The organism is Micromonospora sp. NPDC093277 (genome assembly GCF_044765245.1).
Lineage (GTDB): Bacteria > Actinomycetota > Actinomycetes > Mycobacteriales > Micromonosporaceae > Micromonospora.
In genome coordinates this window covers 168,021-194,827 of sequence record NZ_JBIWJO010000011.1, presented here as the reverse complement: position 1 = coordinate 194,827, position 26,807 = coordinate 168,021, and the positions used below count along the sequence as shown (strand labels likewise).

The following is a 26,807-nucleotide window of genomic DNA, read 5'->3' as shown; positions in this document are numbered from 1 at the left end:
CCGAATGATCGGTATGGTGCTCGCCGCCGGCGCCGGGCGGCGGCTGCGCCCCTACACCGACGCCCTGCCCAAGGCCCTGATACCGGTCGACGGGGAGATCACCATCCTCGACATCGCGCTGCGCAACCTCGCCGAGGTCGGGCTGACCGAGATCGTCATCGTGGTCGGCTACGCCGCGGACGCGGTCCGGGAGCGCCAGGCGGCGCTGGAGCAGAAGTACGGCGTCACGATCATCCTGGTGCACAACGACCGGGCCGAGGAGTGGAACAACGCGTACTCGCTCTGGCTGGCCAGGGAGCACTTCTCCCGGGGCGTGCTGCTGGTCAACGGCGACACCGTGCACCCGGTGAGCGTGGAGAAGACCCTGCTGGCCGAGCGCGGCCCGGGCATCCTGCTGGCGATCGACAACATCAAGCCGCTGGCCGAGGAGGAGATGAAGACCACCTTCGACGCCGCCGGCCAGCTCACCCGGATCACCAAGCTGATGGATCCGGGCGAGGCGTACGGGGAGTACATCGGCGCGACGCTGATCGAGCCGCAGGTGGCCGACGCGCTCGCCGACGCGCTGGAGACAACCTGGCGGCGCGACCCGAACCTCTACTACGAGGACGGCTACCAGGAGTTCGCCGACCGGGGTGGCGAGGTGCGGGCGGCGCCGATCGGCGACCTCTCCTGGGTCGAGGTCGACAACCACGCCGACCTGGCCCGGGCGCGGGAGATCGCGTGCCGCTACTAGCCCGGAGCGTGCTGACCCCACTACACATCGACGTGCGGCGCGGTGCCGTGGCCGACCTCGGCACGATCCTCGCCGACGGGCGGATCTCGGCCGGCGGCGACGTGGCGGTGGTGGTCGGTCCCGGGCAGGGCACCAGAGTCGCCGAGCTGATCCGCCCCCTGCTGCGCTCGGCCGACATGTTCACCGTGGTCGGGGGCAGTCTCGACGCCGCCGACGACCTCGGCGCCAAGCTGCGCACCCGGTCGTACGACGCGGTGGTCGCCATCGGCGGCGGCAAGACCATCGACGTGGCGAAGTACGCCGCCACCCGGCGCGGCCTGCCCATGGTCACCGTGGCCACCAGCCTGGCCAACGACGGCATCGCCTCCCCGGTGGCCAGCCTCGTCAACGAGGGGATCAAGGGCTCGTACGGGGTGCACATCCCGATCGCGGTGATCGTGGACCTGGACTTCGTGGAGGCCGGCCCCGAGCGGCACAACCGGGCGGGCATCGGCGACGTGCTGAGCAACATCAGCGCGCTGGCCGACTGGGAGCTGTCCCGGCAGGTCCGCGACGAGCCGTTCGACGGGCTGGCCGCCGCACTCTCCCGGGCGGGCGCCGAGGCGGTGCTCAACCACCCGGGCGACATCGGCGACGACGCCTTCGTCACGGTGCTGGCCGAGGCGCTGATCTCCAGTGGCCTGGCCATGGCGATCGACGGCACCAGCCGCCCGTGCAGCGGTGGCTGCCACGAGATCATGCACGCGATCGACGCGCTCTACCCGGAGACCGCCTCGCACGGCGAGTTGGCCGGGCTGGGCGCGCTCTTCTGCACCTTCCTCCGCGGCGACCGGCGGCGGTTCGCCGAGATGTCGGCCTGCCTGTCGCGGCACGGTCTGCCCCGGCTCCCGGCCGACGTCGGGCTGACCGACGAGCAGTTCGTCGAGGCGGTGGGGTTCGCACCCGCCACCCGGCCGGACCGCTACACCATCCTCGAACACCTCGCGATGTCGCCGGAGGAGACCCGCCGGCGACTGGGAGATTACGCCGATGAACTTTGCGATCACCGTGGCTGACGCGACCCGCCCGACGGTTGCCGACTTCCACGCCCGGAACCGCGGTGGCGGGCTCTTCAGCGAGTCGGTGAGCCAGTGGCTGGGTGCCGCGATCGCGGTCGCCGCGCATCGGCTGGGCCTGCGGCCGACCACGCTCACCCTGTCGAACCTGGTGCTGGGCCTGGCCACGTCGACGACCGTGGTGCTGCTCGCCGGCCCGGTCGCCCACGGCAGCGTCCCGGCCTGGGTCGTCGGGCTGCTCGCCCTGGTCGGCTGGCAGGTCGCGTACGCGCTGGACTGCGCGGACGGGCAGCTCGCCAGGGTCACCGGTCAGGGCAGCTCGGCCGGTGCCCGGGTCGACGTGCTCTGCGACGTGGCCGCCCAGATCGCACTGGTCACCGCCCTCGGGGCGACCACGCTGGCGCAGCGGCCCTCGACCCCGATCTGGCTGATCGCGGTCTTCGCCGGGACCTGGATGGTCAACCTGGTCACCTCGGTGATGCAGGCCGGTCCGAACGGGGCCAGCATGGTCGCCTCGACCTCGCTGCCCGTACGCCTGGTGAAGCTGGTCCGCGACTACGGTGCGGTGATCTTCCTGGCCGGCCTGGTGCTGGTCGTCGCCCCGGCGCTGACGGTCTGGCTGGTCGTCGCCTTCTCCATCGTCAACGGCGGCTTCCTGCTCGCCAGCATCCTCTTCTCCGCCCGCGCCTCCCTCCACTGACCCGTCCCGCCGAGCGCGGAGACCGTGCTCGATCCTGGAAACAGTGGTGTCACCGCGACGCGTGACCACTACTCCCCGGATCGAGCGCGATCCTGGGCAGCGGTGGGGGCGATGCCGGCATAGGTGTCGATGAGGCGCTTGGTGACCACGTCGGGGTGGAAGGTGCGCTCGTAACGGGCGCGGGCCGCCGGGGCGAGCGCCGCCGCACCGGCCCGGGCCACCGGCAGCGCGGCGGCCAGCGCGGCCGGCTCCGGGGCGACCACCCAGCCGGCCTCGCCCCGCTCGATGCCGGCCGGCACCGCCGGCCCCGCGGACCCGGCCGGCGCCGAAGCCACCTCGGCCGGGCCGGTCCCGGCGGGCTCCCGGGGAGTGTCCGCGCCGACCAGGTACGGGATGCCACCGAGCGCGGTGCCGAGCACCGGCCGGCCGCCGGCCAGCGCCTCGATGATCACGGTCGGCAGCACGTCGTGCCAGGTGGAGGTCGCCAGCACCACGGCGCTGTCGGCCAGGGCGGCGCTTACCCCGGCCCGGTCGAGCGGGCCGAGGAAGGTGACGTCGCCACGCTCGGCGGCGGCCGCCTCGGCCAGCGGTCGCAGCTCACCGTCGCCGGCGATCCGCAGCGGGCCGAGCGCGCCGTCCGGGTGCCGTCGCCACGCCTCCAGCAGCAGGTCCAGCCCCTTCTCCGGGCTGAGCCGGGCCAGGTATAGGAAGCCGTCGCCGGGCGGCGTCGGGGTGCCCGGGTCGGGGATGGCGTTGGGCTTCACCACGATCCGCTCGTCCGGGATGCCGTAGTCGCGGAGGTGGTCGGCGACCGCGGAGGTGAGCGCGATGAACCGGTCCACCGACCGCCAGGTCGGCCGGTGCACGGCGAGCGTGGTCGCCATCAGGGCGCTCTGCGCCCGGGAGCCCCGGTAGCAGCGGTGCACGATCGCCGGCACACCCAACGCCCGGCCCCGGCAGTCCTGGCAGATCACGCCGTCCCGGAAGTAGAGACCGGACGAGCAGACCTGCCGGTAGTTGTGCACCGTCTGCACCACCGGCACGCCGCGCCGGTGCGCGGTCCGCACCACCCAGGGCGACAGCAGGGGGTACGGGTTGTGCAGGTGCAGCACGTCCGGGCGGTGCTCGACGAGCAGCCGGTCCAGGTCGTGCTGGGCCTTCGGCGCCCAGATCGGCGAGATCGGCAGCAGCGCCTTGGCCGGCTTCGACATCGAGGGGATCTCGTCGGAGCTGCGGATGAACGGCAGCACCTCCACCCCGGCCGCGGTGAGCTGGGCGATCTCCGCGTCGACGATGGTGTTCTCGCCGGAGGGCTGAGCTTCCCGGTACCGGTTGTGTGCCACCACGATTCTCACGGGAAAGAAGGCTACCGTTGTGAGGTGCCCGAACTACCGGAGGTGGAAGCGCTCGCCGGCTACCTGCGCGAGCGGGCGGTGGGCCGATGCGTCGAGCGCGTCGAGGTCGCCGCGATCAGCGCCCTGAAGACGTACGACCCGCCGCCGAGTGCGGTGTCGGGCCGGGCGGTGGTCGGCGCGGGCCGGCACGGAAAGTTCCTGGACGTCCGGTTCGAGGGCGGGCTGCATCTGGTGGTCCACCTGGCTCGGGCGGGCTGGCTGCACTACCGGGAGGCGTTCCCGTCGACCGCCCCGCTGCGCCCCGGCAAGGGCCCGGTCGCGCTGCGGGCACGCCTCGACGACGGCTCCGGGTTCGACCTGACCGAGGCCGGCACCCAGAAGAAACTGGCGGCCTACCTGGTCACCGACCCGGCACAGGTGCCCGGGGTGGCGAAGCTCGGCCCGGATGCGCTCGACGCCGACCTGGCCATCTTCGCCGAGCGGATGCGCAGCCGGCGGGGGCAGGTCAAGGGGGTGCTGACCGACCAGGCGGTGCTGGCCGGGGTCGGCAACGCGTACTCGGACGAGATCCTGCACGCGGCGAAGCTGTCCCCGTTCGCGATCACCGACCGGCTCACCGACGACCAGCTCGCCGCGCTGCACGGGGCGACCCGGGCGGTGCTCGGCGACGCGGTCCGCCGTTCGATGGGGCAGCGGGCCGCCGAGCTGAAGGGCGAGAAGCGCTCCGGCCTCAAGGTGCACGCGCGGACCGGGCTGCCCTGTCCGGTCTGTGGCGACACCGTCCGGGAGGTCTCGTTCGCTGACTCCAGCCTCCAGTACTGCCCCACCTGCCAGACGGGTGGACGGCCGCTGGCTGACCGTCGGTTGTCTCGCCTCGTACGGTGAGTAACAACACCAGACGACTACGGAGCGGAATCGAACCGGGATCGTCAAACGTCCCGCTCGGCCCCCTACCCGAGCCGCGATCCATCGGTATAGTGGCCCGGTCCCCGGCTTCACAACCGATGCGGAAGCCGGCCAGATCCTCGCGAGACCAACGGACCCGCTTCCGTCCCGGCAGCCCGTCCCGGCCCGGCTTGCGTGGGAGACTGGGACGGTGGGCGACCCGGGTCCTCACGGTGAGTGAGGGCGCGTGTCAAGCGGGAGGACATGGGTTGAGGTGACGACAAGCCTCCAGCGCCCGGTAACCAACAAAGGCCGGAGCAAGAGCGTGCGGCACGTCGACAGCTTCGAGATCCAGCCGCCGACTCCGCCGTCACACAACGGCGTACCCCGGTCGGCGTGGGCCCGCGCCCGCCGCCGGGTGTCCCGCTGGCACCGTCCCTACATCGCGATCCTGCTGCTGATCGACTTCGGCGCGGCGGCGCTGGCCAGCTTCCTGGCCATCCAGATCTTCGACCAGGCGACCTCGGGCTTCCGGGGCGCGCCCCAGTCGTGGTTCCACACGGTCGCGTTCGTGCTGCTGCCGCTCGGCTGGTTGATCGTCCTGTGGGGCAACCGGGCGTACGACCGCCGCTATCTCGGCCTCGGGCCGGACGAGTTCAAACGGGTGATCCGGGCCGGCGTGGCGGTCGCCGCCACCGTCTCCTTCATCGCCTTCGCGACGAAGACCTACTCGCTCTCCCGGTGGACGGTCGGCTTCGCCCTGCTCGGGGCGATGATGTTGATCCTGCTCGGCCGGATGGTGGCCCGGCTCGCGCTGCACGCGGTCCGGCGCCGGGCCGGGCAGGCCGGGCACCGGATGGTGCTGGTCGGCACCCTGCCGGAGTGCCTGGAGGTCTACACCGCCGTCACCCGCAACCCCGGTGCCGGCCTGGTGCCGGTCGCCATCCATCTCACCGACGGGTACGCCGCCGCGCGCGGCATGGAGACCCCGGTGCCGGTCCACGCCGGCCGGGACGTGCTCGCCCTGGTCCGCGAGGTGGGCGGCGACACCATCGCGGTGTGCGGTTCGGCCAGCGCCGAGCCGGGCGAACTCCGCCGGCTGGCCTGGCAACTGGAGGGCTCCGGCGTCGACCTGGTGGTCGCGCCCCAGCTCACCGACATCGCCGGTCCCCGGGTGCACATCCGCCCGATCGAGGGCCTGCCGCTGCTGCACGTCGAGGAGCCGACGCTGTCGGGCCCGGCGCTGCTGGTCAAGAACCTGATGGACCGGGTGGCCGCCGGGCTGGGCCTGGTGCTGCTGATCCCGCTGTTCCTCGCGATCGCGGTCGCCATCCGGATCTCCGACCCCGGGCCGGTCTTCTTCCGGCAGCCCCGGGTCGGCCACGAGGGGCGGACCTTCCGGGTCTGGAAGTTCCGCACCATGTACGTCGACGCCGAGGAGCGGCTGGCCGGCCTGGTCGACCAGAACGAGACCGACGGCATGCTGTTCAAGATCAAAGAGGATCCCCGGGTGTTCCCGGTGGGCCGCTTCCTGCGCGCCTCCTCGCTGGACGAGCTGCCCCAGCTGATCAACGTGCTCTGGGGTGAGATGTCGCTGGTCGGGCCGCGTCCGCTGCCCGCCGACGACGGTGACTTCCTTGGCGACGTACGCCGCCGGCTGCTGGTCCGGCCGGGCATCACCGGGCTCTGGCAGGTCTCCGGCCGCTCCGACCTCTCCTGGGACGAGGCGGTCCGGCTCGACCTCTACTACGTCGACAACTGGTCCCTCACCTACGACCTGAGCATCCTGTGGCGGACCGTCGGAGTGGTGCTGGTCCGCAAGGGTGCCTACTGACCCTTGGCGGGTGGCCCGGCAGCCGCGAGGATCTGAGCCGTGGGTGGCAACCTGTCCGCTTTCTTCGGCGTCGTATCGCTGGTCACCGCGCTCGCCGCGGCCCTCTGGGCGGTGCTGCGGCTACGTGCCCGGCGGGGCATCGCCACGGCCACCCAGCGGGCCACGTACGAGGTGCTGCACACCGCGGGGCTGGCCGCCGAGCCGCTACGGGCCGGGCTGGACCCGGCGGGCGCGGCGAAGGCCGTACGCCATCTCCGGGCGCTGGTCGGCGCGGCCGGCCTGGCCCTGGCCGACCGGGAGACCCTGCTCGCCCTCGACGGGCGCGGCGCGCACCACGGTGACCAGCTCCTCGCGGCGGCCCGGCGGGCGGTCGGCACCGGCCGGTCGACCGTGCTGCGCGAGTCGGAGCTGCGCTGCGACCTGGTGGACTGCCCGGTCCGGGGCGCGGTGGTGGCGCCGCTGAGCGCGGACGGCCGGTTGGTCGGGGCGCTGGTGGCGATAGCCGACGGGCAGCCGGCACCGGGGCTCGTGCAGGCGACCCTGGAGACCGCCCACTGGGCGGGCGACCAGCTCGCCCTGGCCGAGCTGGACTCGTCCCGGGAACGCCTGGCCCGGGCCGAGGTACGCGCCCTGCGCGCCCAGATCAGCCCACACTTCATCTACAACGCGCTGACCGCGATCGGCTCGTTCGTCCGGACCGACCCGGAGCGGGCCCGGGAGCTGATCCTGGAGTTCGCCGAGTTCACCCGCTACTCGTTCCGGGCGCACGGCGAGTTCACCACGCTCGCCGAGGAGCTGCGCTCGATCGACCGGTACCTGACCATCGAGCGCGCCCGGTTCGGCGAGCGGCTCCAGGTGCGCCTGCAGATCGCCCCGGAGGTGCTGCCGGTGACCCTGCCGTTCCTCTGCCTCCAGCCGTTGGTCGAGAACGCGGTCCGGCACGGGTTGTCCCGCAAGCCGGGCACCGGCATGGTGAGCATCGAGGCCCGGGACGCGGGCGCGGAATGCCACATCACGGTGGAGGACGACGGAGTGGGGATGGATCCGACGACGCTGGCCGACGGCATCGCCGAGCTGGCCGGCAGCGACCCGACCGACGACCCGGGCCAGCACGTCGGCCTCTCCAACGTCGACGAGCGGCTCCGGTCGGCCTTCGGGGACAAGTTCGGCCTCGTCGTCGAGACCGGCCTGGGCTCCGGTACGAAGGTGAGCATGCGGGTGCCGAAGTTCCACCCCGGCGTACGGGCCAACTCGTGACCCAGGGCGGCGAGCGGCCGACGGGGTCGGCGTGGTGAACGCCTCCGGTTTCCTCAGGGTGCTGGCGGTGGACGACGAGCCGCCGGCGCTGGACGAGCTGGCGTACCACCTGCGGGCCGACCCTCGGGTGGCCCGGCTGCACACGGCGGCCGACGCGACCGAGGCGCTGCGGGTACTCCGCGACGGCGACGTGGACGTGGTCTTCCTGGACATCCGGATGCCCGGCCTGGACGGCATGGAACTGGCCCGGGTGCTGCGGCGGTTCGCCCGGCCACCGGCGATCGTCTTCGTCACCGCGTACGACGACGGCGCGGTGGACGCCTTCGACCTGGGCGCGACCGACTACGTGCGCAAGCCGGTACGCGCCGAGCGGCTGGCCGAGTCGCTGCGCCGGGTGATCGGCTCCCGGGTGCTGCCCTCGCACCCGGCGGCGCTGGCCCGGGCCGAGGAGGATCCGACGATCCCGATCGAGCTGGCCGGCACGACCCGGATGCTGCCCCGCTCGGCGGTGCGCTGGGTGGAGGCGCAGGGCGACTACGCGCGGCTGCACACCGCGGACGCGTCGCACCTGGTCCGGGTTTCGCTGGCCACCCTCGCCGAACGGTGGGGGGACGCGGGGTTCGTGCGGATCCACCGGTCGTACCTGGTGCAGTTGCGGCTGATCGCCGAGCTGCGGCTGGTCAACTCCGGCTATGTGGTGGTGATCGACGGCACGGAGCTGCCGGTGAGCCGCCGGCACACCCGGGAGCTGAAGGACAAGCTGGTCCGGGCGGCGAAACAGGACTGGAACCGCTGATCCGAGGGAACGGTCAGAAGATGTCGGCCACCGGGAGCGCAAGGGTGAAGGGCATCTCGGTGCGGTACACGTCGGTCACGCCGGCCTGGCCCGCCTCGCGGTAGCCGGTGCCGGTGTTCTCCAGCACGGTCAGGGTCTGCTTGCGCGGCTCGACCAGCCACCGGGCCGAGCGGGGTTGGTCACCGTCACACCTCCTCTCTACCGGACAACCCTGGCATCCCCACCGGTTGTCCACAACGACCCCGCCGCCATCCACCGGGTTATCCACAGGAGTGAAGCGTTCTCCACAAGTTGTTCACAAGGCGAGCCACTGATCTCCACGGCTGCTTCCTAGAGTCGGACGCCATGAGGGAACGCCGGGTCCTGGTAGTCGAGGACGAACGGACCATCGCCGAGTCGGTTGCCGCCCGCCTGCGCGCGGAGGGATTCACCGTGGACATCGCCGGGGACGGCCCCGGCGCCGTCGAGAGGTTCCGGGGCGGCCAGTACGACCTCGTCGTCCTCGACGTGATGCTGCCCGGTTTCGACGGGCTGGAGGTGTGCCGGCGGATCCAGGCCGACCGACCGGTGCCGGTGCTGATGCTCACCGCCCGCGATGACGAGACGGACCTGCTGGTCGGGCTGGCCGTCGGCGCCGACGACTACCTGACCAAGCCGTTCTCGATGCGGGAGTTGGCGGCCCGGGTGCACGTGCTGCTGCGCCGGATGGAACGCGCGACGGCCACCGCGACGGCGACCCTGCGGCTGGGCGACATCGAGATCAGCCCGGACGAGCGGCGGGTGGTCAAGGACGGCGCCGAGGTGCACCTGACCCCCACCGAGTTCGACCTGCTGATGCACCTCGCCGGCCGGCCGCGAACGGTGCTGCCCCGGGAGCGGCTCCTCGCCGACGTCTGGGGCTGGGCCGACGGCTCCGGCACCCGTACCGTCGACAGCCACGTCAAGGCCCTGCGCCGCAAGCTCGGCGCGGACCTGATCCGGACGGTGCACGGCGTCGGGTACGCGCTGGAGGTCCCGGCGTGATCACCCGACTGCTGGACTGGCTGGGCCGCGTGCTGCCCCGCCCGCTGGACCCGGTCCGCTCGATCAAGATGAAGCTCGGCGTGCTGCTGATCGCCTCCTGGGCGGTCGGCGTCGGCTACTTCTGGTGGGGCATCGGCTGGCTGCCGCCGGGCACCGCGATCACCGCGATCACCATCGCCCTGCTGATCGCGCAGGTGCTGGCCCACGGCATGACCTCACCGCTGCGGGAGATGACCGCGGCGGCCGGGGCGATGGCCCGGGGCGACTACACCCGCCGGGTCCGGGCCACCTCCCGGGACGAGGTGGGCGAGCTGGCCCACGCGTTCAACAAGATGGCCGCCGACCTGGCCGCCGCCGACCAGCGCCGGCGCGAGCTGATCGCGAACGTCTCGCACGAGCTGCGTACGCCGATCACTGCGTTGCAGAGCGTGCTGGAGAACCTGGTCGACGGAGTGACCACCCCGGAACCGGCGGCGCTGCGGGCCGCGCTCACCCAGACCGAACGCCTCGGGCACCTGGTCACGGACCTGCTCGACCTGTCCCGGCTGGACGCCGGCGTGGTCCCGCTACGCCGGGTCCGGGTCGACGTCGCCGACTTCCTCGACGAGGCGGTGGAACACGCCACCGCGAACGCGGCCGGCACGGGTCGGGACGTCCGGTTCCGGCTCCGGGCGCTGCCCGCCCCGCTGACCGTGCACGCCGACCCGTGGCGGCTGCACCAGGTCTTCGCCAACCTGCTCGACAACGCCGCCCGGCACAGTCCAACCGGCGGAACGGTGCTGGTCGCCGCCGAGGAGCGGGCCGGACAGCTGCACGTCGAGGTGAGCGACGAGGGTGAGGGCATCCCGCCGGCCGAACGGTCCCGGGTGTTCGAACGGTTCACCAGGGGCGAGCGGACCGCCGGCGGTGGGACCGGGCTGGGCCTGGCCATCGCCCGCTGGGTGATCGAACTGCACGGCGGCACCATCCGCGTCACCGACCCGCCCGCCACCACGCCGGGCACCCGCCCTGGCTGCCGCATCGAGGTCACCCTTCCGCGTACCGAATCCGCCCGAGGAGAGGCCGCATGACCACCGCGCCCCCACCACGACCGCCCGCCGATCCCCGGCTGACGCTGCCCCGCCCGGCGGGCCCGCACCCGCACCTCGCCCCGCAGCCAGTCGCCCGGCCGGCGCCGCGGCCGTCCGCGTTTCAGCGGCGGTGGCCGGGGGCCACCGGAGCGGCCCGGCCGGTGGTGCTCGGCGCGCTTGCGGTGGCCGCCGGGGTGGCCGCCTCCGTGGTGCCGCTGGACCGGCCCGGGCTGGGCTGGCTGGTCGCCACCGTCGCCGGGGCCGCCGCCCTCGGCACGGCCGTCGTCCGCACATCCCGGCAGCCGCCGGCGGCCGGGCCGCAGGTCGCCGAAGGCCAGGCTCCGGCAGCGGCCGGGTCACCGCAGGTCCCCGAGCGCCAGGCTCCGGCAGCGGCCGGCACGGCCGGGTCGCCGCAGGTCGGCGTACCCGACAAGAGCAGCACCACCGCGGGGGCCGGCGCGGCCGCCCGTCCCGGCGCCACGGGGGCGTCGGGCCGGGCGGCCCAGCTGGCCTGGACGGTCGCCACCGTCGCCCTGGTCGGGGTCGGCACGGTACGCGCCGCCGGCTGGCTCTTCGTGCTCTGCCTGCTCGCCGCGGTCGGCACCGCCACGCTCGCCGTGGCGGGCGGGCGCACGCCGCTGGGCCTGTTGGCGGCCGGGATGCTGCCGCCGATCGCCACCCTGCGGGCGCTGCCCTGGGCGGCCCGGGGACTGCCCCGGCACCGGCCGGGCGGGCCGAGCGTGGGACGGATTCTCGTCAGCCTCGGCGTCACCGCCGTGCTGCTGCTCCTGTTCGGGCTGCTCTTCTCCTCGGCCGACGCGGTCTTCGCCGGACTGGTGGCCGACACGCTGCCCGACATCTCCATGGTGGGCGTGTTCGGCTGGGTCTTCCGCCTGCTGCTCGTCGGCGCGGCGCTGCTCGGCGGGGCGTACCTGCTGACGGCACCGCCCGACCTGGAACTGCGCGCCGGGCCGGCCCGGGTGGTCCGGCGGCTGGAGTGGGTGCTGCCGCTGGCCCTGCTCGACGCGCTCTTCGCCGCGTTCGTGCTGGTGCAGCTCACCGTGCTCTTCGGCGGCTCGGGCCACGTGCTGGGTACGGCCGGACTGACCTACGCCGAGTACGCCCGCGGCGGATTCTGGCAGCTGCTCGCGGTCTCCGCGCTGACCCTGCTGGTGATCGCCGGAGCGTTGCGCTGGGCACCCCGGCACACCAGAGCGGACCGGACGCTGATCCGCCTGCTGATCGGCGGGCTGACCGTGCTGAGCCTCGTGGTGGTGGCGTCGGCGCTCTACCGGATGCTGGTCTACACCGACGCCTACGGGGTGACCCGGCTGCGCCTGGTGGTGGCGACCGTGGAGCTCTGGCTGGGGCTGGTCTTCGTGCTGGTCGGGGTGGCCGCCGTCCGGCTGCGCGGAACCTGGCTGCCCCGGCTGGTGCTGGGTGCCGGAGTGGTCGCCCTGCTCGGTCTCGCCGTGGTCAACCCGGACCGGCTGATCGCCGATCGGAACGTCGACCGCTGGCAGCGGATCGACCGGCTGGACGTGGAGTACCTGTCCCGGCTGTCGGCGGACGCCGTACCGGCGCTGAACCGGCTGCCGGAGCCGATGCGCTCCTGCGCGGTGCGGGAGATCGCCGGACAGCTTGAGGCGGACGGCTGGCGGGCCGCCAACGTGGGCCGGGCGCAGGCGCGCGCGGTGCTCGGCGCGGACCGGGTCGGGGCCGCGACGGTCCCGTGCCCTTGACAATCGCGTTGATCGGGCGAGACTGCCGAGGATGGCCGGAGCGGACGAGCGGGACCTTCCGGGGCGGACCGCCGAGTCCGCTCCGGTGCCGGCCCCACGCGCGGCGGGACCGCTCCGGCGTACCCGGATCGTGCTGGCCGAGGTGTCCCGCTCGGGAAGCCGGGCGGACCACACCCGGTCGGAGCTGACCCAGCAGACCCGGGTCGGCGACACGCTGGTCCGGGGGCTGGTCCGGGCCCAGCTCGCGCTGGCGCTGCGGATGAGCCTGCTGGTGCTGATCGGGCTGGGCGGCCTGCCCTGGCTCTTCGCCATCGCACCCTCGGTCGGGCGGGTCACCGTGCTCGGGATCAACCTGCCGTGGCTGCTGCTCGGCGTGGCCGCCTTCCCGTTCCTGATCGCGGTCGGCTGGGCGTACGTGCGGCTGGCGGAACGGAACGAGCAGGACTTCACCGACCTGGTCCACCGGCCGGAGCGCTGAGGTGAAGAACGAGTACGTCGTCCCGGCGATCGTCGTGGTCACCCTGGCCACGGTCGCGATCGGCTTCTACGGGCTGCGGCTGGCCCGGACCACCTCCGACTTCCTGGTCGCCTCCCGCACGGTCAGCCCCACCTGGAACGCCGCCGCGATCGGCGGGGAGTACCTGTCGGCGGCGAGCTTCCTGGGCGTGGCCGGCCTGATCCTCAAGTACGGCGTGGACGTGCTCTGGTACCCGGTCGGCTTCGCCGCCGGCTACCTGGCGCTGCTCCTCTTCGTGGCCGCCCCGCTGCGCCGGTCGGGGGCGTTCACCCTGCCCGACTTCTGCGAGGTCCGGCTCGGCTCACGGTGGCTGCGCAAACTGGCCACCGTCTTCGTGATCTTCATCGGCTGGCTCTACCTGGTGCCGCAGCTCCAGGGGGCGGGGCTGACCCTGTCGACGGTGACCGGCTCGGCGTACCCGGTGGGGGCGCTGCTGGTCGCCGTGGTGGTGACCGCGAACGTGGCGCTCGGCGGGATGCGGGCCATCACCTTCGTCCAGGCATTCCAATACTGGTTGAAGCTGACCGCGCTGGCCGTACCCGCGATCTTCCTGGCGATGCACTGGCAGGCCGACGCCCGACCGGCGGTCACCCCGCCCGACGGGCCGGCGTTCCGGGCCGCGACCACCGTGGTGGTCGAGCACCGCGCGACCCTCACCTTCCCCGACGGCGACGTCCAGGAGGTACGCCCCGGCGACAGCCTCGACTTCGCCGCCGGCGACCCGGTGCCGGAGGTCTCCGGCACGGCCATCCACGCGACGGACTGGCTGCTGCCGGACACCGCCGAGGACGACGACCGGGGGCTGTTCGGGACGTACTCGCTGATCCTGGCCACCTTCCTCGGCACCATGGGCCTGCCGCACGTGCTGGTGCGCTTCTACACCAACCCGGACGGCGCCGCCGCCCGCCGCACCACGCTGGTGGTGCTGGCCCTGGTCGGCCTCTTCTATCTGCTGCCCACCATCTACGGCGTGCTGGGCCGGATCTACACCCCGCAACTGCTGGTAACCGGCCAGACCGACGCGGTGGTGGTGCTGCTGCCCGGGGCGGTGCTCGGTGACGGCACGGCCGCGCGACTGCTCGCCGCGCTGGTCGCCGCCGGGGCGTTCGCCGCGTTCCTCTCCACCTCCTCCGGTCTGCTGACCAGCGTGGCCGGGGTGATCTCCACGGACGTGCTGGGCCGCGGCTCGGTACGCGGCTTCCGGCTGGCCACGGTGATCGCCGGCGGGGTGCCGGCGCTGCTCGCGCTGAACGTCTCCGGGCTGGACGTCTCCGAGGTGGTCGGGCTGGCCTTCGCGGTGGCCGCGTCGAGCTTCTGCCCGCTGCTGGTGCTGGGCATCTGGTGGCGCGGGCTGACCGACCTGGGGGCCGCCGCCGGGGTGCTGGTCGGCGGCGGCGCCGCGATCGGCGCGGTGCTGCTCACGGTGCTGGGCCCGCCGCTGACCGGGTGGCCGGCCACGTTGACCACCCAGCCGGCCGCGTGGACGGTGCCGCTGGCGTTCACCGTGATGGTGGCGGTCTCGATGGCGACCCGGCGCCGGCTGCCCCGCGACGTCGGCGCCACGATGCTCCGCCTGCACGCCCCCGAAGCGCTCCGCTTGTAGCGTCCCGGGCCGTCCTCAACAGGCGTCGGTGCCGGCGCAGAGCCGCGGTGCCACCAGCTTCGCGTAGTACCGAGCCTCGGCCGGTGTCGCCTGGTGATCGAGCCATAGCTGCGCCACCAGGTTGCCCTGGGCGCCCAGATCAGATGCTCGGTCTCCTGCTGGAGGGTCGAGAAGAGCGGGTCAGGCATTGCCGACCTCCTCGGGAAGGGTGGCGTCGAGCAGCGCGGCGAGCGCCTTGCGGCCGGTCGTCGTACCCGCTGAGCTGTGACCAGCGCTGCCAGGCCCGCACGTACGCCTCCTGGGCGGCGTCCTGTGCCTCGGCCAGGTCGCCACCGAGCGCGTAGAGCAGCGTGACGACGCGCTGTCTGGTGGTTCGGTAGAACTCCTCGAACCCGTCTTCCTCATCCACTGTCCCTCCCCGTGGCGGTCCTCCTGCGTCTCACACCCACCAACGTGGCAACCGGTTGCATCCGGACGGTCACCAGCGGTGTGAACCAGTCGACGGCCGTTAGACGTACGGCTGGGGGACGAGGGCGGATCCTCCTCGGGTGTGACCACGGGCTGGCGGGCGCGAGATACGGTCGGGCGCATGACCCATGAGCACCCTGCGTTGGCCCTCCGTGGCCTGGCCAAGCGATTCGACACCAAGATCGCGGTCGCCGGGGTCGACCTGGACGTGCCGACCGGGTCGTTCTACGGGCTGCTCGGCCCGAACGGGGCCGGCAAGACCACCACCCTCTCCATGGCCGTCGGCCTGCTGCGGCCCGACGCCGGCCAGGCCCGGGTGCTCGGGTACGACGTCTGGGCCGACCCGGTGCACGCCAAGAGCCTGCTCGGCGTGATGCCGGACGGGGTCCGGCTCTTCGACCGGCTCAGCGGGGCGGAGCTGCTGGCGTACCACGGTCTGCTGCGCGGCATGGACCCGGCGGTGGTCGACCAGCGCGCGGCGGAGCTGCTGGACGTGCTGGCGCTGGCCGACGCCGGCCGCACCCTGGTGGTCGACTACTCGGCGGGCATGAAGAAGAAGATCGGCCTGGCCTGCGCGCTGCTGCACGGCCCCCGGCTGCTGGTGCTCGACGAGCCGTTCGAGGCGGTCGACCCGGTCTCGGCGGCGCTGATCCGCGACATCCTGCACCGGTACGTCGTCGGCGGCGGCACGGTCGTCTTCTCCAGCCACGTCATGGAGGTGGTCGAGCGGATCTGCTCGCACGTGGCGATCCTCGCCGACGGGCGGATCAAGCGGGTCGGCACCCTTGAGGAGGTACGCGGCACCCGGTCCCTGGAGGAGGTCTTCGTCGAGGTCGTCGGCGGCCGGACCGCGACCGGTGAGGAGCTGTCGTGGCTGTCCCGGTGACCGCGCCCGACCGGCCGGCCCGCCGGGTCTCCGCCCGGCACTTCGTCCGGCTCAAGCTGCGCGTGCTGGGCAACAACTTCCGCGGCCAGGGGTGGCGGATCGCGCTCTTCGTGGTGGGCGTGGTGATCGGCCTCTGGGCCGCCATCGGCGGTTTCTTCGCCCTGGCCGCGCCCGGCCTGGCCGGCGAGCCCCAGTACGCGATCATGGTCGCCGCCTTCGGCGGGGGCCTGCTGGTGCTGGGCTGGCTGCTGCTGCCGCTGGTCTTCTTCGGCGTGGACGAGACCCTGGACCCGGCCCGGTTCGCGCTGCTCCCGCTCTCCCGCCGCACCCTGGTCACCGGCCTGTACGCCGCCGCCCTGGTCAGCGTCCCGGTGCTGGCGACGCTGATCGCGATCACCGGGCTGGTGGTCACCGCCGGCGCGCTGGGCGGCTGGTCGGCCGCGCTGGTCTCGGCCGTCGGCGTGGTCGCCGGGCTGCTGCTCTGCGTGGCCGCCGCCCGCGCGGTGACCAGCGCCTTCGCCACCATGCTCCGCTCCCGCCGGGTCCGCGACCTGGCCGCCGTCCTGCTCGCGCTGCTCGCCGCGCTGCTCGGGCCGTTGCAGATCGCGGTGCTCGCCGCTGTCCAGGGGGCCGACTGGGATCGGCTGGCCGGTGTCGCTCGCGTGGTCGGCTGGACCCCGTTCGGGGCACCGTGGACCGCCGGCATCGACGTGGCCGAGGGTCGGGCCTGGGCCGCCGGGCCCAAGCTGCTGATCACGGCGCTGGCCGTCGGCGCACTGCTGTACTGGTGGTCCCGCTCGCTGGAGTCGGCGATGGTGGGGGCGGCCAGCGCCGGCCCGACCCGGGACCGGCGTGGCACCGGCACGGTCGGCGGGGCGATCGCCCAACTCTTCCCTCGCGCGGTCGGCTGGACGCGGCGGGACCGGTTCGGCGCGCTGGTGGCCCGGGAGTGCCGCTACTGGTGGCGGGACGCCCGGCGGCGGGCCAACCTGATCACCATCGCGGTGGTCGGCATCTTCGTGCCGGTGATGGTCAACCTCGGTGGCGCAGGCTTCAACGCCGGCGCCGAGGAGGGCTTCTCCATCGGTGGTGACCCGTCGCCGGTGCTGGTCAGCTTCTCGATGCTCTTCGTCGGGGTGCTCGCCTCGCTCACCCTGGCGAACCAGTTCGGCTTCGACGGCAGCGCGTACGCGGCCAACGTGGTGGCCGGCGTGCCGGGGCGGCTGGAGCTGCGGGCCAGGATGACCGCGTTCGCGCTCTACGTGGTGCCGATGCTCGGCGTCGTCGCGATCGTCGTGTCCACCGTGCTGGGGCACCCCGAGTGGCTGGGTGCGATGGCTGGCACGCTGCTCGCCGCGTACGGCACCGGGCTGGCGATCAACGGGTTCATCTCGGTGCTCGGCGCGTACTCGCTGCCGGAAACGACCAACCCGTTCGCGATGAACACCGGTGCCGGGGTGGCGAAGAGCCTGTTCACCCTGCTGTCCATGGTCGCCTCGGCGGCTGCGGCAGTGCCGATGGTGATCGCTTCGGCACTGCTCGGGGATCTCTGGCTCTGGCTGGCCCTGCCGGTCGGCCTGGCGTACGGGTTGGGTGCCGCGCTGCTCGGCGCGTACCTGGCCGGGGACGTGCTGGACCGCCGCCAGCCGGAACTCCTCGCCGCCATCACCCCTCGCCGCTGAGCGAGGACCGGCCTCCGGCGGTCCGAACACGACCGCCGGGGGCCGGTTGACGCGGTTCAGCTAATGGCATTAGCCTGTTGGCTATGCACATGTTCTTGTTGCTGGCGGGTGGCCTCCATGGCTAGGCCACGCCTGTCCACCGCTCGCGTGGTGGAGCTGGCTCTGGCGGTGATCGACGAGCAGGGGCTCGACCAACTGACGCTGGCGGCGGTCGCGGCTCGCGCCGAGGTCGCCACGCCGTCGCTGTACAAGCACGTCGCCAGTCTCGCCGAGTTGCGGAGCCTGATCGGCGTACGGGTCATGGAGGACATGACCGAGCAGCTCACCCTCGCCGTCGTCGGCCGCAGTGGCGACGACGCCGTGGCGACCCTGATGCGCGCCAGTCGCGCCTACGTGGTGCGACACCCCGCCCGCTACGCGGCGATGCCGGCCGACCCGCTGCACGACCCGGCGACGCAGGCGGCGGGAAACCGGCTACTTCAGGTCTTTTTCGGCGCGCTCCGCGCCTACCACCTGGAGGCCTCCACGACAATCCACACCATTCGATGCCTTCGCGCCATCACGCACGGGTTCACGTCCCTTGAGGCCGCAGGCGGCTTCGGTCTGCCCGAGGGCCTGGACGACACCTACGAGCAGTTGATCCAGATGTTCATCGCCAGCCTCCCCCGGCCCTGAAAAGGAGCCCCCTCATGTCCATGACCCGTACCCGCGCCGGCGCTGTCGCCCTCGCCGCCGCCGGCCTGCTGTTCATCCTCTACCCGGCCACCCGCCCATGGGAGGACGAGACCACCATGGCCGGCGCGACGGCGGCGATGGGCTCGACCGCGTGGGTCGCCTCCCACCTGTTCGCGATGATCGGCTTCATCCTGCTGCCCCTGGGCCTGCTCACCCTCCCCGACGCGATGCGGGCCGGTCAGGGTGGCCCGCTCGCCCGCGCCGCCGCCGTGACCACCTGGATCGGCGCGGGCCTCACCCTGCCCTACTACGGCGCCGAGGACTTCGGCCTGCACGCCATCGCCACCCGCGTCGCCGACGGCCAGCCCATCGACCTGCTCGACCTGGCCGAGACCGTCCGCTTCCAACCAGTCGCGGCCACCACGTTCGGGCTCGGCCTGATCACGCTGGCCGTCGGTGCGGTGATGGCCGCCGTCGCGATCTGGCGATCGGGTGTCCTGCCGCGATACAGCGGCATCCCGCTGGCGGCGGGCTTCGTCCTCTTCCTCCCGCAGTTCTTCACGCCTCCGGCGGCCCGGATCACCCACGGCGTCCTCGTCGGGATCGGCTGCGCATGGGTGGCGCTCACCCTCTGGCGGACCGCACCCCGCACTTCTTGAGGACCACCGAACCGACAATCGTCTTTCCCCGACCAGGCCAGGCCGGGCCGGGCCGGGCCAGGCCGGGCCGGATGGTTTGACGCCGGCCCAGGCCTGGCACGCCAACGGGGGCCGTTGGTGATCGTGTTCGGGCGAGTCGCGGCGGGGAGGCGATGACTCCTTCGCGCGACATGTCCCTGAGACATAAATATGGCTCCGAGACATCACGTTCCTACGACCGGTCGGGCGGCACAATGTTTCACGTGAATCATGAGCCGGGCGCCGAGATCCACCACACCGACCCGTTCGCCGTGCCGACCGGCCAGCGGTCCCCGGTACGCCGGCTGCGTGGGCGGCTGGCCGCCCCGGTGACCCTGTGGACGGCTCCCGGGCCGGCCGGGCTGACCGTCTCGTCCACCCTGGTCGCGGAGGGAGAGCCGGACCGGCTGCTCGGGCTGGTCGATCCGGAGTCGGACCTGTGGGCGGCCGCCGAGGAGGCGGGGCGGTTCGCGGTCGCGCCGCTGGGCCCGCCGCACCGACAGCTCGCCGACCGGTTCGCCGGCCTCTTTCCGTCGCCCGGCGGGCTCTTCGCCATCGGCTCGTGGACCGACACGCCGTACGGGCCGGTGCCGTCGGACGCGGGCGGGTGGGCCGGCTGCCGGCTCGACGCTGCCCGGGAGTACGGCTGGGGCGTACTGGTCGAGGCCACCATCGAGGCGGTCGACCTGGCCGAGGAGACCGCTCCGCTGTTGCACTACCGGGGGCGCTACCGCGAGCTGAACGGCTGAGCACCGACCGCTCAACGGAGTGACCTAAGTCACTCGGCGCAGCCGGAGAACCGTTCGGCGCAGCCGCTGACCGTCGCCGATCCGAGCCTTCCCGGGCGGGGACCGCGCTCTCTACCGTGCGCGAAACTCCCCCACGCCTTGCGAAGGTGGTGATCCACAGATGTCCACGGACACACCCGCGTCCGCACCGACCGAATCCGCGGCGGAGCGGTACCTCGCCGTACAGCGGTCGGACGAGTTCGCCGGGTTGCGGCGCGCGTTGCGCGGCTTCGTCTTCCCGATGACCGTCGCGTTCTTCCTGTGGTACGCGCTCTACGTCATCCTCTCCGCGTACGCGCGGGGCTTCATGGGCACGAAGCTCTTCGGCAACATCAACGTCGCCCTGGTCTTCGGCCTGCTCCAGTTCGTCTCGACGTTCGTCATCGCCTGGCTCTACTCGCGGTTCGCCGACCGGCGGATCGATCCGGTCGCCGACCGGATCCGCGCCGAGCTCGAAGAAGGTGACCGATGAACATCGTCTTCGCGGCCGAGGCGGGCAGCCACACCGCCCGCAACCTCACCATCACCCTGTTTCTGATCTTCGTCGCGATCACGCTGGCCATCACCGTCTGGGCCAGCCGGCAGACCAAGACCGCCACCGACTTCTACGCCGGTGGCCGCTCCTTCTCCGGCTTCCAGAACGGCATGGCGATCGGTGGCGACTACATGTCAGCCGCGTCCTTCCTCGGGATCGCCGGCATCATCGCCCTGAACGGCTACGACGGCTTCCTCTACTCGATCGGATTCCTGGTCGCCTGGCTGGTCGCGCTGCTGCTCGTCGCCGAGCTGCTGCGCAACTCCGGCCGGTACACGATGGCCGACGTGCTGGCGTTCCGGATGCGCCAGCGTCCGGTCCGGACCGCGGCGGCGGTCTCCACCATCACCGTGTCGATCTTCTACCTGCTGGCCCAGATGGTCGGCGCGGGCGCGCTGGTCGCGCTGCTGCTCGGCATCAAGCCGGGCACCACCTTCCTCGGCATGGGCGCCGACACCGCGAAGGTCGCCACCATCATCCTGGTCGGCGCCCTGATGATCATCTACGTCACGGTCGGCGGGATGAAGGGCACCACGTACGTCCAGATCGTCAAGGCGTTCCTGCTGATGACCGGCGCGATCGTGATGACCCTGCTGGTGCTGGCGCACTACAAGTTCAACCTGTCGGCGCTGCTCGGCGACGCGGCACACGCCTCCGGTAAGGGAGCCGCCTTCCTCGAACCCGGACTCAAGTACGGGGTGGAGACACCCGGCGACGCGCTGAAGACCTTCTACAGCAAGATGGATCTGCTGTCGCTCGGCATGGCCCTGGTGCTCGGCACGGCCGGCCTGCCGCACATCCTGATCCGGTTCTACACCGTGCCGACCGCGCGGGCGGCCCGGAAGAGCGTGCTCTGGGCGATCGGCATCATCGGGCTGTTCTACCTGCTCACCCTGGCGCTGGGCTTCGGCGCGGCGGCGATGGTCGGCGGGACGGCCATCACCGAGCAGGACAAGGCCGGCAACACCGCGGCGCCACAGCTCGCCGAGGCGCTGGGCATCAAGTTCCTCGGCGGCGACCTGGGCGGCGCGACCCTGCTGGCGATCATCGCGGCGGTCGCCTTCGCCACCATCCTGGCGGTGGTCGCCGGGTTGACCCTGGCCTCGTCGTCCAGCCTGGCGCACGACTTCTACGCCAACGTGATCAAGGGCGGGCAGGCGTCGGAGCGGCAGGAGGTGAACGTCGCCCGGATCTCCGCCCTGGTGATCGGCGCGGTCTCGATCGTCCTGTCGATCTTCGCGCAGAACCTGAACGTGGCCTTCCTGGTGGCGCTGGCCTTCGCGGTGGCCGCCTCGGGCAACCTGCCGGCGATCCTGTTCAGCCTGTTCTGGAAGCGGTTCAACACCTCCGGCGCGGTCTGGGCGATCTACGGCGGCCTGATCGCCGCCGTGGCGCTGGTCTTCTTCTCCCCGGTCGTCTCCGGGGCGCCGACGGCCATGTTCCCGGACCACGACTGGCACTGGTTCCCGCTGTCGAACCCGGGCATCATCTCGATCCCGATCGGCTTCCTCTGCGGCTGGATCGGCACCCTGCTGTCCAAGGAGCACGACGAGGAGAAGTACGCCGAGCTGGAGGTGCGGGCGCTCACCGGCGCGGGCGCGCACTGACGGCACGACAGGACGGTGGGCCGGAGCCAACGGCGGCTCCGGCCCATCCGGCTTAGTAGGCTGGCCGGCATGAAGGTTGCTCCCCGTTTCGGCCCTGAACACCGCATCCTCGTCACCGGCGGCGCCGGCTTCGTGCCGTCGCACCTGGTCGACCGGCTCGTCGAGCGCGGTTGCACGGTCGTGGTGCTGGACAACTTCGTCACCGGGTCGAAGGACAACATCTCCCACTTGCTGGAGATGCCGACCTTCACGCTGATCGAGGCGGACGTCTCCGAGGGACTGCCGACCCACCACCCGGCCCTGGCGGAGCGGTTCGACGCGATCCTGCACATGGCCTCCCCGGCCAGCCCCACCGACTTCGAGAAGCTGCCGGTGGAGATCCTGCGGGTCGGCTCGGTCGCCACCCTGCACCTGCTGGAACGGGCCACCGCCGACGGCGCCCGGTTCCTGATGGCCTCCACCTCCGAGGCGTACGGGGACCCGAAGGAGCACCCGCAGCGCGAGACGTACTGGGGCAACGTCAACCCGATCGGCATCCGGAGCGTCTACGACGAGGCGAAGCGCTTCGCGGAGGCGGCCACCATGGCGTACCACCGCAGCCGGGGCACCGACACCGCGATCGTCCGGATCTTCAACACGTACGGCCCGCGGATGCGGCCGGACGACGGCCGCGCCATCCCGACCTTCATCTCCCAGGCGCTGCGCGGCGAGCCGATCACGGTGCACGGCACCGGCGACCAGACCCGTTCGATCTGCTACGTGGACGACCTGGTACGCGGCATCCTGCTGCTGCTCGATTCGACCGAGACCGGCCCGATCAACTGCGGCACCGAGCACGAGATGTCGATGCGGCAGCTGGCCGAGACGATCGTGTCCCTCACCGGCAGCACCTCCGAGGTGAGCTACATCACCCGGGCCGCCGACGATCCGGAGATGCGGCGCCCCGACCTCACGCTCGCCCGTGAGCTGCTGGGCTACGAGCCGACCGTGGTGCCCGAAGACGGCCTGCGACGCACGATTGAGTACTTCCGCGGGCGGCTAGGGTACTGAACCGGGCTGGAAGCTCGCTGACACCCGGTTCCACCTGGGGACGGAACTGGTCCCGTGCACCTAACCTCGGTTACATGTCAGCGACCTCGTCTGCCGGCTTGCCGCTCCCCCGTCTGAGTCGAAGCGCGGGCCGCGCCCAGGTCCCCGGCCCTGGCCAGGGCACCGCCGGGCGCGCCCGTGCCGCCGACGTCCGGCGCTTCCCGTCGTACGAGGAGCGGCCGCGCTACGGCGGACCGGCCGGCCCCGGCGGGCCCGGGAGACCCGGTGGGCCCGGCGGGCCGGGCGGCGGCCCGGGGCGGCGCGGTCCGCGCCCGCGCTGGGGGCGGATCGCCCTGGTGGCCGGCGCGGCGGTGGTGGTGCTCGCACTGCTCGCCGGCGTGGGGGCGTGGTTCTACGCCCGCAACCTCGACAACGACCTGCGCCGCACCGACCCCTTCTCGGGGATCACCGGCGGGCGACCGGCCAAGAAGGTCGATGGCGCGCTCAACATCCTGCTGGCCGGCACCGACTCCCGGGACCCGGACGCCCCGATGGACAAGGCCGGCGAGTGGCGCGCGGACACATTGATCCTGATGCACGTCCCGGCCGACCACAAATCGGCCTATCTGGTCTCCATCCCGCGTGACCTGTACGTGCCGATTCCGGAGAACGCCGGCGCGTCCTGCGACTCCGGTTCACGCAACAAGATCAACGCGGCCTTCGCGTGGGGCGGCCTGCCGCTCGCGGTGAAGACCGTGGAGTGCTTCACCGACGTCCGGATCGACCATGTCATGGCGATCGACTTCGGCGGGTTCAAGGAGGTCACCGACGCGCTCGGCGGGGTCGACCTCAAGGTCGACCGGACCATCACCTCGATCCACAAGCCGTACCGGACGTTCACGAAGGGTGTGAACCACATGGACGGCGCCGAGGCCCTGGACTGGGTCCGGCAGCGCAAGCAGTTCCCCGACGGCGACTTCGCTCGGATGCGTCACCAGCAGGAGTTCCTGAAGGCGCTGATGGACAAGGCGGCCAGCACCGGCACATTGACCAATCCCAAAAAGCTGAACAGTTTCCTCAAGGCGGTCACCAAGGCGGTCACGGTCGATCAGGGATTCTCCGTCACCGACATGGCCTTGGAGTTCCGGAGCCTGCGCGGCGAGAACCTTACCTTCGTCACCAGCCCCAACCTGGGCGGACGGGACGTCGACGGCCAGTCGGTGGTGGTCTCCGACCGCGAGAAGGCGCTGTCGATGTACCAGGCCATCGGCGCGGACAAGATGGCCGACTGGGTGCAGGCCAACCAGCAGGGCAACGGTACGGGCAACGGCGGCTGACGCCGTCCCGAGGCATTCGGGCCGGTCGGCGGGCAGGTTCGTCACACGGCGAGCCAACCGCCGACCGGCCGCTTTCAATTAGCCGTTCGGTCAATTCACCGACACGAGTACCAGAATCTGCGGAAACGGTCGCCGAACGAGGTCGCGGGAACGGGAGCGGATACGTAAAGTAGTCCCGCCCCCGATCATCGAGCTGGAGCACGCATGCCGGTTCAGACCAGCCGTCGCCCTCCGTCACCGCAGCCCGGGGCACCCGGGCGGGTGCCCCCGATCATTCCGTCCCAGGGCGGCGCGGGAGGTCGTGGCCCCGGCGGGGCGCGGAAGCGCAGACGCAAGGATCCGCTGTGGGCACGGCTCACCCTGATCTTCGGTGCGGTGCTGATGATGACCAGCGGCGTCGCCATCGTCGGCGTCAAGGCGTTCATCGGTAAGGCCACCAGCAGCATCGACCAGGGCAACCTGCTCGGCGAGGCGGGCAAGACCAAGGCCGAGGGTGGCAAGAACCTCAAGGGCCCGATCGACATGCTGCTGCTCGGCGTCGACGCCCGTAAGTCCTGGGCCGCCGACGACGTCCGCTCGGACTCGATCATCATCCTGCACATCCCGGCCACCCACGACCAGGCGTACCTGATCTCGATCCCCCGGGACACCGAGGCGCACATTCCGGCGTTCGAGAAGAGCGGCTACAAGGGCGGCACCGACAAGATCAACGCAGCCTTCCAGGCGGGCGCCCGCAACGGCGGCGGCTGGGAGGGCGGCGCCCAGCTGATGGCCAAAACCATCAAGGGGATGACCGGGATCGGCTTCGACGGCGCCGCGATCATCAACTTCGGCGGCTTCAAGAAGATCATCGACACCCTCGGCACCGTCCACATCTGCGTCAGCCACGAGGTCAAGTCGAAGCACATGTCGTACGTCGACGGCAAGCCGATGTGGAACTCCGACGCCGAGAAGCTCCACAAGCCGATGACGGCGGTGGTGCACAAGGCGGGCTGCCGGGACATGAAGGGCTGGGAGGCCCTCGACTACGCCCGCCAGCGCTACGGCCTGCCGAACAGCGACTACGACCGCCAGCAGAACCAGCAGCAGCTGATCAAGGCGATGGCGAAGAAGGCCACCGAGAAGGGCATGCTGACCAACCCGATCAAGCTGAATCAGCTGATCAAGGCGGCCGGCGAGTCGCTCATCCTCGACACCGGCGGCGTACCGATGGCGGACTTCATCTTCACCCTCAAGGGCGTCACCGGCAACGACCTGGTCACCCTGCGGACCAACGGTGGCACGTACGCCACCAACGCGAACGGGCGGGAGTCGCTCAACGACCTGAGCATGCGGATGTTCGAAGCGGTCACCAAGGACGATCTCGCCAACTTCGTGGTGGCGAATCCGCGGGTCCTCTCCACCAGAAAGTCGTGACCCAGGGGTAGCTACGCCGAAAGCGTCCACCGCCGGGTGACCGGACCGTAGCCTGACGTGAGCGGGTCTCATGTCAGGGCTGCGGGAGGGATGTCACGGCCAGGCCAGCACGGACCAGACGCGGGCGGGGACGATCCGCCCGCTGGATCCGATTCCTCCTCGGCGGTGGCCTCGCCCTGGTCCTGCTCGCCACGCTCGGGCTGGCCGGGCTGCACTGGCTCACCCACCGGTACGACCGCTCGGTGGCCAAGCAGCAACTGCTCGATTCGGCCGCCCGGCAGCCGCGTACCGACCTGTCCCGCGCGCTCAACTACCTGCTGATCGGCTCGGACCACCGGCCCGGCGCCAATCCCGAGGACCAACGCTCGGACAGCATCCTGATCGTGCACGTGCCCGCCGGGATGCGGCAGGCGTACCTGATCTCGATTCCGCGCGACCTGCTGGTCACCATCCCGCCGGCGCCCGGCTACGGCGGCGGCCGGGACAAGGTCAACTCGGCGTACGAGCACGGCGGCGGCGGCGAGGCCGGCGCCCGGCTGCTCTCCACCACCCTGAGCCGGCTCACCGGGATCCGCTTCGACGGCGCCGCGTTGGTCGACTTCTCCGGTTTCAAGGAGGTCATCGACCTGCTCGGCGGCATCCGGATGTGCGTCGACACCGAGGTCCGGTCGATCCACACGAAGACCCTGTTCACCCCCGGGTGCCAGCAGATGGACGGCGCCCGGGCCCTGGACTACGTCCGGCAGCGCTACGACCTGCCCGATGGCGACTACGACCGGCAGCGCCACCAGCAGCAGATGCTCCGCGCGGTACTGGACAAGGCCGGCCAGACGCACCTGCGCGACGACCCGGTGAAGCTCGACCGGGTGCTCCGGGCGGTCGGCGGCGCGCTGACCGTCGACACCAACGGCGTGTCGCTGGACGACCTGCTCTTCGCGTTCCGCGGGCTGCCGGCGGACGCGCTGCGCGGCGTGCAGGTCCCGTCGTATCCGCAGATCATCGACGAGGTCTCGTACGTGGTACTGGACAACGGCGGCAGCGGACTCTTCGACGCGCTGCGGGCCACCCGGTTGCCGGAGTGGGCCGGGGCCAACCCCCGCTGGGTCAACCGGCTGTGACCGGTCGGGCGGGCTA

At 72.0% G+C, this 26,807-nt stretch carries 23 protein-coding genes and 2 pseudogenes; 23 read left to right on the top strand and 2 right to left on the bottom strand.

All coding sequences use genetic code 11. From position 1 onward, the window contains the following. Positions 1-4: 4 nt before the first annotated feature. From ACIRG9_RS24115 to ACIRG9_RS24105, 3 genes are read left to right on the top strand one after another with little or no spacing between them, the layout of a single operon-like run. Entirely contained in the window at positions 5-736 is a 732-nt protein-coding gene (locus tag ACIRG9_RS24115; RefSeq protein WP_402859978.1) for a sugar phosphate nucleotidyltransferase, read from the top strand. Continuing rightward, positions 724-1,791, top strand: coding sequence for an iron-containing alcohol dehydrogenase family protein (locus ACIRG9_RS24110; protein WP_402859974.1), 1,068 nt, complete (start codon positions 724-726; stop codon positions 1,789-1,791). The genes ACIRG9_RS24115 and ACIRG9_RS24110 overlap by 13 nt, the downstream gene beginning before the upstream one ends. Then, positions 1,766-2,491, top strand: coding sequence for a CDP-alcohol phosphatidyltransferase family protein (locus tag ACIRG9_RS24105; RefSeq protein WP_402859971.1), 726 nt, complete (start codon positions 1,766-1,768; stop codon positions 2,489-2,491). Before ACIRG9_RS24110 ends, ACIRG9_RS24105 begins: the two co-directional genes overlap by 26 nt. Positions 2,492-2,559: 68 nt before the next feature. On the opposite strand, the gene ACIRG9_RS24100 is transcribed toward ACIRG9_RS24105, so the two are convergent. Continuing rightward, a complete protein-coding gene (locus tag ACIRG9_RS24100) occupies positions 2,560-3,846 on the bottom strand; it encodes a glycosyltransferase family 4 protein (RefSeq protein WP_402859968.1) in 1,287 nt (428 codons plus the stop codon). A gap of 24 nt (positions 3,847-3,870) precedes the next feature. On the opposite strand from ACIRG9_RS24100, the gene ACIRG9_RS24095 reads away from it, so the two are divergent. From ACIRG9_RS24095 to ACIRG9_RS24055, 9 genes are all read left to right on the top strand, one after another. Then, positions 3,871-4,731, top strand: a complete 861-nt coding sequence (locus ACIRG9_RS24095) for an Fpg/Nei family DNA glycosylase (RefSeq protein WP_402859965.1) — start codon at positions 3,871-3,873, stop codon at positions 4,729-4,731. 325 nt (positions 4,732-5,056) lie between these two features. After that, a complete protein-coding gene (locus ACIRG9_RS24090; RefSeq protein WP_402860107.1) occupies positions 5,057-6,565 on the top strand; it encodes a sugar transferase in 1,509 nt (502 codons plus the stop codon). 39 nt (positions 6,566-6,604) lie between these two features. Further along, positions 6,605-7,822, top strand: a complete 1,218-nt coding sequence (locus ACIRG9_RS24085) for a sensor histidine kinase (protein WP_402859962.1) — start codon at positions 6,605-6,607, stop codon at positions 7,820-7,822. A 34-nt stretch (positions 7,823-7,856) separates the two neighbouring features. Beyond that, a complete protein-coding gene (locus ACIRG9_RS24080) occupies positions 7,857-8,618 on the top strand; it encodes a LytR/AlgR family response regulator transcription factor (protein WP_402859959.1) in 762 nt (253 codons plus the stop codon). A gap of 345 nt (positions 8,619-8,963) precedes the next feature. Next, positions 8,964-9,641, top strand: coding sequence for a response regulator transcription factor (locus tag ACIRG9_RS24075; RefSeq protein ID WP_402859956.1), 678 nt, complete (start codon positions 8,964-8,966; stop codon positions 9,639-9,641). Then, complete coding sequence (locus tag ACIRG9_RS24070) at positions 9,638-10,711, top strand: ATP-binding protein (protein ID WP_402859953.1); 1,074 nt, start codon at positions 9,638-9,640, stop codon at positions 10,709-10,711. The genes ACIRG9_RS24075 and ACIRG9_RS24070 overlap by 4 nt, the downstream gene beginning before the upstream one ends. Further along, positions 10,708-12,453, top strand: a complete 1,746-nt coding sequence (locus ACIRG9_RS24065; protein WP_402859950.1) for a DUF4153 domain-containing protein — start codon at positions 10,708-10,710, stop codon at positions 12,451-12,453. The genes ACIRG9_RS24070 and ACIRG9_RS24065 overlap by 4 nt, the downstream gene beginning before the upstream one ends. Positions 12,454-12,484: 31 nt before the next feature. Next, positions 12,485-12,931, top strand: a complete 447-nt coding sequence (locus ACIRG9_RS24060) for a hypothetical protein (RefSeq protein WP_402859947.1) — start codon at positions 12,485-12,487, stop codon at positions 12,929-12,931. Position 12,932: 1 nt separating this feature from the next. Beyond that, positions 12,933-14,573, top strand: a complete 1,641-nt coding sequence (locus ACIRG9_RS24055; RefSeq protein ID WP_402859944.1) for a cation acetate symporter — start codon at positions 12,933-12,935, stop codon at positions 14,571-14,573. Positions 14,574-14,784: 211 nt separating this feature from the next. On the opposite strand, the pseudogene ACIRG9_RS24050 reads toward ACIRG9_RS24055, so the two are convergent. Next, a pseudogene (locus ACIRG9_RS24050) lies at positions 14,785-14,982 on the bottom strand (sigma factor); the annotation flags it as partial. A gap of 180 nt (positions 14,983-15,162) precedes the next feature. On the opposite strand from ACIRG9_RS24050, the gene ACIRG9_RS24045 reads away from it, so the two are divergent. From ACIRG9_RS24045 to ACIRG9_RS23995, 11 genes and pseudogenes are all read left to right on the top strand, one after another. Continuing rightward, positions 15,163-15,927: an ABC transporter ATP-binding protein gene (locus ACIRG9_RS24045; RefSeq protein ID WP_402859941.1), complete on the top strand. Its 765-nt coding sequence runs from the start codon at positions 15,163-15,165 to the stop codon at positions 15,925-15,927. Beyond that, positions 15,912-17,609 (top strand): ABC transporter permease, encoded by a 1,698-nt coding sequence (locus ACIRG9_RS24040; protein WP_402859938.1) that lies wholly within the window; start codon positions 15,912-15,914, stop codon positions 17,607-17,609. The genes ACIRG9_RS24045 and ACIRG9_RS24040 overlap by 16 nt, the downstream gene beginning before the upstream one ends. A 117-nt stretch (positions 17,610-17,726) precedes the next feature. Beyond that, positions 17,727-18,284: a TetR/AcrR family transcriptional regulator gene (locus ACIRG9_RS24035; protein WP_402859935.1), complete on the top strand. Its 558-nt coding sequence runs from the start codon at positions 17,727-17,729 to the stop codon at positions 18,282-18,284. A gap of 14 nt (positions 18,285-18,298) precedes the next feature. Then, entirely contained in the window at positions 18,299-18,943 is a 645-nt protein-coding gene (locus ACIRG9_RS24030) for a hypothetical protein (protein WP_402859932.1), read from the top strand. A 227-nt stretch (positions 18,944-19,170) separates the two neighbouring features. Then, positions 19,171-19,710 (top strand): annotated as a pseudogene (locus ACIRG9_RS24025) (flavin reductase family protein); the annotation flags it as partial. 160 nt (positions 19,711-19,870) lie between these two features. Further along, complete coding sequence (locus ACIRG9_RS24020; RefSeq protein WP_402859929.1) at positions 19,871-20,221, top strand: DUF485 domain-containing protein; 351 nt, start codon at positions 19,871-19,873, stop codon at positions 20,219-20,221. Next, entirely contained in the window at positions 20,218-21,891 is a 1,674-nt protein-coding gene (locus ACIRG9_RS24015) for a cation acetate symporter (protein WP_402859926.1), read from the top strand. Before ACIRG9_RS24020 ends, ACIRG9_RS24015 begins: the two co-directional genes overlap by 4 nt. 69 nt (positions 21,892-21,960) lie before the next feature. Next, positions 21,961-22,941, top strand: a complete 981-nt coding sequence (locus tag ACIRG9_RS24010) for a UDP-glucuronic acid decarboxylase family protein (RefSeq protein ID WP_402859923.1) — start codon at positions 21,961-21,963, stop codon at positions 22,939-22,941. A 74-nt stretch (positions 22,942-23,015) separates the two neighbouring features. Then, a complete protein-coding gene (locus tag ACIRG9_RS24005; RefSeq protein ID WP_402859920.1) occupies positions 23,016-24,257 on the top strand; it encodes an LCP family protein in 1,242 nt (413 codons plus the stop codon). Between the two features lie 204 nt (positions 24,258-24,461). Continuing rightward, positions 24,462-25,673, top strand: coding sequence for an LCP family protein (locus ACIRG9_RS24000; RefSeq protein WP_402859917.1), 1,212 nt, complete (start codon positions 24,462-24,464; stop codon positions 25,671-25,673). 182 nt (positions 25,674-25,855) lie between these two features. Next, positions 25,856-26,791, top strand: coding sequence for an LCP family protein (locus ACIRG9_RS23995; RefSeq protein WP_402860104.1), 936 nt, complete (start codon positions 25,856-25,858; stop codon positions 26,789-26,791). Positions 26,792-26,807 lie beyond the last annotated feature (16 nt).